The organism is Okeania sp. SIO2F4 (genome assembly GCF_010672385.1).
Taxonomy (GTDB): Bacteria; Cyanobacteriota; Cyanobacteriia; order Cyanobacteriales; family Microcoleaceae; genus Trichodesmium.
The window spans coordinates 1-6,957 of sequence record NZ_JAAHGT010000352.1 but is presented as its reverse complement, the minus strand read 5'-3'; the positions used below and the strand labels follow the sequence as shown (position 1 = coordinate 6,957).

At 34.6% G+C, this 6,957-nt stretch carries 6 protein-coding genes; 3 read left to right on the top strand and 3 right to left on the bottom strand.

Features of this window, described 5'->3' with window-relative positions:
* Nucleotides 1-879: 879 nt before the first annotated feature.
* From F6K22_RS21095 to F6K22_RS21085, 3 genes are all read right to left on the bottom strand, one after another.
* Nucleotides 880-1,236 carry a hypothetical protein gene (locus tag F6K22_RS21095; protein WP_293102215.1) on the bottom strand — a complete coding sequence of 119 codons (357 nt, stop codon included), beginning with the start codon at nucleotides 1,234-1,236 and terminating at the stop codon, nucleotides 880-882.
* A gap of 884 nt (nucleotides 1,237-2,120) precedes the next feature.
* Entirely contained in the window at nucleotides 2,121-2,639 is a 519-nt protein-coding gene (locus tag F6K22_RS21090; protein WP_293102214.1) for a phosphoribosyltransferase, read from the bottom strand.
* Nucleotides 2,640-2,986: 347 nt separating this feature from the next.
* Entirely contained in the window at nucleotides 2,987-3,193 is a 207-nt protein-coding gene (locus tag F6K22_RS21085) for a hypothetical protein (protein WP_293102213.1), read from the bottom strand.
* A gap of 651 nt (nucleotides 3,194-3,844) precedes the next feature.
* Between F6K22_RS21085 and F6K22_RS21080 the strand changes: the two genes are divergently transcribed.
* The 3 genes from F6K22_RS21080 (at nucleotide 3,845) to ndhM (ending at nucleotide 6,768) form a co-directional block, all read left to right on the top strand.
* On the top strand, nucleotides 3,845-4,084 hold the full coding sequence (locus F6K22_RS21080; protein WP_293102211.1) for a hypothetical protein: 240 nt from the start codon (nucleotides 3,845-3,847) through the stop codon (nucleotides 4,082-4,084).
* Nucleotides 4,085-4,390: 306 nt separating this feature from the next.
* The gene (locus tag F6K22_RS21075) at nucleotides 4,391-6,274 is read left to right on the top strand and encodes a hypothetical protein (protein ID WP_293102209.1); all 1,884 of its coding nucleotides are present in this window, start codon (nucleotides 4,391-4,393) and stop codon (nucleotides 6,272-6,274) included.
* Nucleotides 6,275-6,420: 146 nt separating this feature from the next.
* Nucleotides 6,421-6,768 (top strand): NAD(P)H-quinone oxidoreductase subunit M, encoded by a 348-nt coding sequence (gene ndhM, locus F6K22_RS21070; RefSeq protein ID WP_293102208.1) that lies wholly within the window; start codon nucleotides 6,421-6,423, stop codon nucleotides 6,766-6,768.
* Nucleotides 6,769-6,957 lie beyond the last annotated feature (189 nt).

The window sequence follows — 6,957 nt, the reverse complement described above, 5'->3', positions numbered from 1 at the left end:
TTGCTGTTCAATAATTCTTTTTTTGTTCAGGATAAATCAACTTACCGAAAGAAAAAAGTCTTATAGTAATGTGGTAATTAGGGATAGTTCATCAGCAAAGGGAGGATTTCAAATTCAACCTTGTATAACAACTAAGAAAAATATTTGCTATTCGTAAACAAGTAAATAGGAATCAGGAGTCACGAAGCACAGAAACACAGAGATTCGGAATAGAAAAATATCAGGTTTAGTATTGAGACTTTCCCCTTCGACTTTGATTTAATGGAAGAGTCTCGAATAATTTGCTTCATCCTCATCTACTGGAAAATTTTCTAGACCTTGCTGTTCAATAATTCTTTTTTTGTTCAGGATAAATCAACTTACCGAAAGAAAAAAGTCTTATAGTAATGTGGTAATTAGGGATAGTTCATCAGCAAAGGGAGGATTTCAAATTCAACCTTGTATAACAACTAAGAAAAATATTTGCTATTCGTAAACAAGTAAATAGGAATCAGGAGTCACGAAGCACAGAAACACAGAGATTCGGAATAGAAAAATATCAGGTTTAGTATTGAGACTTTCCCCTTCGACTTTGATTTAATGGAAGAGTCTCAAATAATTTGCTTCATCCTCATCTACTGGAAAATTTTCTCGACCTTGCTTTTCAATAATTCTTTTTTTGTTCAGGATAAATCAACCTGCCAAAAGAAAAAAGTCTCATAGTAATGTAGTAACTCCCGATAGTTCATCAGCAAAGAGAGAATGTCAAATTCAACCTTGTACGACAACTAAGAAAAATATTTGCTATTCGTAAACAAGTAAAAATAAATTAGTTTAGCTCCTGGTAATTAAAGATATCTACTAACTAATATCCTTTCATATTTAAGACCAGCAAAAATTTTAGCCTACTTGCTCTAAATATTGATTAATATCATCATAAACTCTCGTAAGTTCAGCTTCAGTAGTTATCCGAATCCGCTCATCTCGTAAAGTAATCAAAACTTTAGCCGCAAAAGGACTAGGCCAAATGTTAGGATTGCAGAATATTTCCAAAAAGACATCTCCTGTATACTGATATTCCGTAGGTTTTTGTGGAGTTGGTTTGCCAGAACTACCAGCAGCATTTTTAGCTGCAACAGATTTTAATTGCTGCATTAATTGAGCTATAACACCTTGTAAATTTCTTGCAGCTTCAGGAGTAAAATCAAAAGAGATAGATCCTTCTACCAAATTCAAGGTTAGTTTAGAAGTAGACATAAGAAATCAAATACAAATAAATATATAGAAAGTCTTAGCAATATAGAACTATATCACACAACTTCAACCTCAAGTCACTATTGCACGATGGCAGAAATAATTAACCAGTTACAACATCCTCAAAGTCTTACCAATCAATACTTTTAAATTTTCAATTTTGACTTCCAGGTTGTGGCACTATTTGAAATAGAAAATTAGGCAATTGTCATTTTTGAAAAATTTAGCTTGAATATGATAATATAGAAATTAACTTAATTTGGGTATTTCTTGACTTAGCACAAAAAGATTGGCTAAATAAATCAGGCTGTAAGCCTCCCCTTTAAAGCGATGCTTTATAAACATCTTTCTTAACATAAAATGCAGACATAATGTAGACATTTAGAGAGAAGTTATGTATAAGTCCTTTGAAAGGCTTTTTTCTCAGAAAAGTGTATTGAACTTAGATATTTTTTTGAGAAATGCACCCCAAGATTCTTACTTCCCCCTCTTCCCCCTCTCCCCACCCTCCCACAAGGTTTTCAGGAGTTCCCGATCGGGGATAGCCTTTAAAGGGGGATAACAAGGAAAATTATGTATTTCAAGCCTCCTAATTCATTAGGAGGTACTGAGAACTGATAACTGAAATCACCCTCAGTCGGTTACCCATAAATTAAGTATTTAATCAAAGTTAATATTACCGAAAAATTAAGGTTTAAACCCTCTCATGAGGAAGGAGAAAAAAGCGGTCGGAAAGCGGAGCATGACCTTAGGATGGGATGGCGCACTTCGGAGCGGCTCTGCAAGAGCGGGAAACCTGCGCCATATCCAATCGAGCAAGAGAGAACAAAAAAATTCCTTCCAACCAATCCTCAATGTTTGAATAATTAATAATTATTAATTATTAATTATTGAAGACCCATCTTGGCAAAAGTTAAATCATCAAGATTCATTCGTTCATATATCTCAAACGGTTGATGAATCCAAGGATTATCAGTCAAATAATCAACATAGTAATCAGGCTCAAATATTGAGCAAGATTTATACCATAAAACAGCCGTTTTTAATTCTTGAATTTCTTGAGTATAATTATCCTGTAGCCAAACAATAGATCTTTGAATACTAATTCCCGAATCAACCAGGTCATCAACCAACAAAACATGACTACCTAAAGTATCTGTAGTCATAGTCAAATTTTTCCCAATCTTAATATTACCTCGCTCTTGACCTTTAATACCACCATAGGAAGAAGTAGCAAGAATTGCCAAAGGTTTCCTAAAAATGCGAGAAAGAATATCTCCTACTCTTACTCCCCCCCTAGCTAAACAGACAATTTGATTGAATTCCCATTGGGATTGATAAATCTTTGCTGCTAGATATTCAATTGTTTGATGATACTCTGGCCAAGAAATGTAAAGATCGCTCATTTGTGAATATAAAAATAATGCTGATAACTTAAAAATAAGTTAATTTTACCCAAAACCACCATTTTTATCTCAAACCACAATTATCATATTCTCTGAAGCAATTTTTTCTTTTTCAATCATTTTAAAATCAAATAAATATCATAGAAGTCTGATGAACAAAGACCTCTATTACTTAAAAATTCGATTGAAAATTTTCAGTGAGATAATTCCCATTTTCTATAAGTTGATAAATATAAAAATGCTGAACTTTTAGAGGTATTGAAAGGTAATCAGACCTGACAATTCTGAGAAAAAGTTGGTTTGATATTAAACTTTTTTTTTATTAGTCAACCAGAATAGTAAAGTTTTTAATCAGCTATCTTGAGCCATCCACGACGAATTGCATGAAGTAATCGATTAATTGCTGTTGTATCTTCTTCACTCAGATTATGGTATAAAAATAAATTTCTGAGTTGTTTTCTTTGCTCTTGAGTCAAGATACCAGATCGATATACTTGAAATACTAATTCTGTGATTATTACTTCCGGTAGAAAAGCTTGATGTAGATAATTCATAACAGTTAATTTTGTTATAACTCACTATATTTATTATTCCCTATCTAACAATCAATAACTGTGATAACCAGCTTGAGTCCAGATGATATTTCTCCTGTCAATTAGTGATTTCTGTCACATTAGTCAAAATAAAATTATTTGCTCAAAATATTAATAATTAGAAACTTTTAAGCATAAAAATTAAGCCCGATGATTGTTTCAAAATATACACTTGTGAACCACAAGCAACTCATGCAGAAATTACAGCAATTCCCGCTGCCCGTGATGTACACATTTAGCGGGCAAAATGCCTGCACCACAAAAATTTTACTATTCACGCCTTGTACATCATTTGTCCGAAATATACTCTAAATATTATCAAATTCGATAATTATGATGTTAATTATTTTAATTAGAGGCGTTGGTAAATCAAACTATGGATTAAGATATTTAGGCGAACCATAATCAAGAGATAAATTATCAATTATTCATTATCCATGATCAATTAATGAACATACTCAACAGTACATAAGTATATTTATGATCGTTTCAAGGCGAAATTAAAAGTGTCTCGTCCAGTAAGTAATAAACAGAATTCAACAGATGTTAAACAGTTTCAAAAAAAATGCCAGAAATGCTAGAAAAAGCTATTGAAAAATTGGCGTTGCATACTTGTGGGATAAATTAGTGTGGGGGGGTGTGGTCCGTGTGGTCTGTGTGGTCCGTGTAGGGGCGTTGCATAGCGTGCCCATTGGAATTATAGTTTTAGAGAAAGAGGAAATAAAAGATGGGATTTACCTTTTCTATAAAGATTCATCCCGCCCCTCAGCAATGCCGAAAAATTTAAATGCCAGAGTCAATCCTCGAAAAAAAATCAGGTTCTGGTGTTCAGATGAAACTAGAATTGGGTGAAAAACTATTACGGGAAAAGTAATAACTCTTAAAGGTATCAAGCCGAAAGGAACTCAAAAATGGGAGTATAAATATTTGTGGTTATATGGGGAGCGTGGAACCCAATTCAGGAGAAAGTTTTTTCTATGAGTTGAGTCACGCGCGATACAGTATGTTTTGAAAGATTCTGGGAGATATTTTCCGAGAATTACCATGATAATTTACATCTAATTCAAGTAAATAATGCAGGATGTCATCAATCATTGAACTTAACAATTCCTGATAATATTATTCTCATAATACAACAATTTCCAATAATTAAAAAATATGAAATCTCAGCAAATATCCTATATCATTCTGGCAATAATTACCACCTTAACATTGAACTTAATAATATCTGGATGTCAAAAAAAGAATCAAATAAAATTAGCAGAAAAAACACAAATAACAACAGTATTACAACAAAATATTGGAGAAGAAGAAAATAAATTTCAAGAGCGAAGTTTAGCAATTCGTCAGAAACTAGCAGCCATCGATTTAGAAGAATTAGATAGTTGGTGGAGAAAAAGAAACATAGGAGATCCCCATAAATATTTACTACCAGTAATTTTAGCTAGATTAAGTCTAGAAGGTGAACCAGCAGGCCAACTTTATGATCGAGAAAAAACCTGGAAAATTTTGCTTGAACTAGATAAAGATAAACCAAGTATTTATCACTTCCGTAGTTATTTAGATGTGCGGATTTTCTTTTTGTTTCGAGACAAAATGCCGTCAGAAATATTAACATCTTACAAAAATCAACTACAACTACCGAAAGTTCTACAGTGGACAAAAACTGGCACAGAAAATCATATGTTTATGGGACGTGCATCCGGTTTAGCATTGATGGATGGTAGTGGTTGGCCTGTAGGAGACCCAGCAAGTGAAGCCACAAATGAAGCATGGTTACGAAGTGAACTGAATAAATTTTTAACTATTGGACAAGGAGAATTTCATTCTTCCACTTATTATGGATATAGTATAGGTGGATTGCTTAATCTCTATGATTTTGCTCGTGACCCAGAGTTAAAAAAACTGGCCAAAGCTTTGCTAGATTGGTACGCAACTAATATGGCATTAAGACTAAGTTGGGGAACTGCTGGAGGTGCTGAAAGTCGAGGTTTCGATCGCAATACCTGGAATAGTGGGTTAAGTGCAGTAGCTTGGATGTGGTGGGGAGATGGAACTGAAGTTGTAGAAAAAATGAGAAATGGTCGTGCCAGACTAGCATTAGCACCAGCTCTCAGTACATATCGTCCCCCAGAACATTTGCGGGCATTAGCTCGTAAGCAAGTGCCATTACCATTTAAACTACGGGCAACTCATCCAATTTACTATAGCTACTCTCAAGGAAATGGCTTATGGGAGAACTTTTATATAACCCAGGATTATAGTTTAGGAACTTTATTAGAGCCTACTCGTAGTTATCAAGTTGAGGGTACAATTAGGGCACAGTATGCTACTTATAAGTTAGTAGTGCGCGATCCGAATGGCAAGAATAATGCAGTAGTCAGTTTAGCAGGTACTTATCATGGAGCGCAGGCAACTGGTCGTAGTCCTGGAGACCAATATGTTCACGAAAAAGGAGCAGTTATTTTTCAGTTAATTCTCAACGATCGAGATTTACAAGCAGGAGTACCTGCGCGATCGCATTTAGTCTTGCCAAAGCGTTATGGTGAACCAACAAAATATAAAGATTGGTATATTTGGCGCATGGAAAATATTTGGTTATGTGCTAGACCTTGGGGAGATGAAGTAAATTTACAGATACCAGTCTCTGAGAAATCTAAATATAAAGATTATCAAGCAATGGTTGCCAAGGGGAGGAAAACTGCTTGGGTGACTGATGTGGCAAGGGTCGCTGATGTTGGAGACTTTGAAAGTTTGAAACAGGCGCTCGATAAAACTAAAGTTGATGATAGTAAATGGAATAATCAGGGGCGTTTGAGTTATCTGAGTTTAGCAGGCGATCGCATAGTGATGACTTATGAGCAAGATGGTGCTATTGGGGATGCTGTGATTAATGGAGAGACAAGAATTTTAGAAAATTGGCCTGTTTTAGAAAGTCCTTATGCCAAGCAAGAATTGTATAGTGGATTGTTAGAAGTTGATGACCCCAACTTAGGTAAGTGGCAATTACGAGGTAAGTTAATTGGTCCAGAATGGAAGTAAGTATTTGCTGAATTTTTATCCATAGAAGAAAAAATAGACCAGCATTTAGTACCTGATTAATAAATTTGGAATATGTTGTTATACTATCTGCCAAGAGAGCACAAAGAGATAGAATTTAACAAAAAGTAACAGAGAGAAAATTACCTATGCCATTAAAGTCAACAACTAGACATATTCGTATTTTTGCAGGAATTGTGGAAAATAATGAACTTGTTCCTGATGATAAAGTATTAACTTTAGATATCGATCCCGACAATGAACTTAACTGGAATGATAGTGCTATGCAGCAGGTTTACCGAAAGTTTGACGAATTGGTAGAATCTTATAGTGGCTCAGATTTAACTGAATACAACCTCCGTTGTATAGGTTCTGATTTAGAACATTTTGTCCGATCCCTATTACAATCAGGTCAAATTAGTTATAATCTTGGTAGTCGTGTCAATAACTATAGTCTAGGACTACCTAGAGTAGATGTTGATGCTGAAGCTAAATAGCAATGCTAAAAAAACTGAAATTGAATATCTAAAGTCTATCCGATTAGGAAATAATCATTGACATCCTCTCCGGCATAAAGGCGGGGAATTTACTACCAAACCCTATATCCTCGACTGACGTTTATTAGACTCATCGACTTCTGCTAACTCTGTGCTAGTCTTAATATATGTCTCCACGTCCATTTAGAG

Bases quoted from the DNA above. Each gene is read 5' to 3' on its own strand.
- ndhM (WP_293102208.1), top strand. From the start codon at position 6,421: ATGCCATTAAAGTCAACAACTAGACATATTCGTATTTTTGCAGGAATT.
- F6K22_RS21075 (WP_293102209.1), top strand. From the start codon at position 4,391: ATGAAATCTCAGCAAATATCCTATATCATTCTGGCAATAATTACCACC.
- F6K22_RS21085 (WP_293102213.1), bottom strand. From the start codon at position 3,193: ATGAATTATCTACATCAAGCTTTTCTACCGGAAGTAATAATCACAGAA.
- F6K22_RS21095 (WP_293102215.1), bottom strand. From the start codon at position 1,236: ATGTCTACTTCTAAACTAACCTTGAATTTGGTAGAAGGATCTATCTCT.
- F6K22_RS21090 (WP_293102214.1), bottom strand. From the start codon at position 2,639: ATGAGCGATCTTTACATTTCTTGGCCAGAGTATCATCAAACAATTGAA.